The following is a 518-nucleotide window of genomic DNA, read 5'->3' as shown; positions in this document are numbered from 1 at the left end:
TACGCAAAATAATAGCTGCTGCTAATGTTTCACGAAGTGGTGCTCGCCCCGCTTCGGTACGGTAACCGCGCTGATGTAAACCACCGCCCACCATATCAATCCCTAAAATGGCTTTATCTTTATGCAAGCGCACATGGACACGAAGATCTGCATGATCTTTATCGATCGAAGGGCGCGGTAAGTTCTTTTTGGTGAAACAGTCGACAACCGCATCCTTTACTTTCATCCCGCCGTACTGACTGTTACGGATTTCGTTATTAGTGCCGTTAAAGTCGACAACAAATTTTTTCGAACTATGAAAATGATTAACCCAGTTCACTGAACTTGCTGACAAGTAAAGATCCATATCATTTTGGCAGGTAAATTCAGAGAGGACGCGAACAAATCTTGATGCTAGACGGCTCCACAAACAACAGCGATAAATCTGCTCTTTCGACGCTTTAAATTTTACCCCGGCCTGCACTGGTTTTGCGTCCGTAATCCCTAATTTGGTTAGTTCTTCAACTAATAGGTTCTCA

At 43.8% G+C, this 518-nt stretch carries 1 protein-coding gene; it reads right to left on the bottom strand.

The window, feature by feature from the left end; genetic code table 11:
• Window positions 1-518: THUMP domain-containing protein (locus GMA8713_RS26475; protein ID WP_232314584.1), on the bottom strand; the 518-nt coding region annotated here is incomplete at both ends.

Origin of the sequence: Grimontia marina (genome assembly GCF_900060185.1) — a bacterium.
In the GTDB taxonomy this organism is placed as follows: domain Bacteria; phylum Pseudomonadota; class Gammaproteobacteria; order Enterobacterales; family Vibrionaceae; genus Enterovibrio; species Enterovibrio marinus.
The sequence above is the reverse complement of the archived record's forward strand: the minus strand, read 5'-3'. Positions and strand labels throughout refer to the sequence as shown.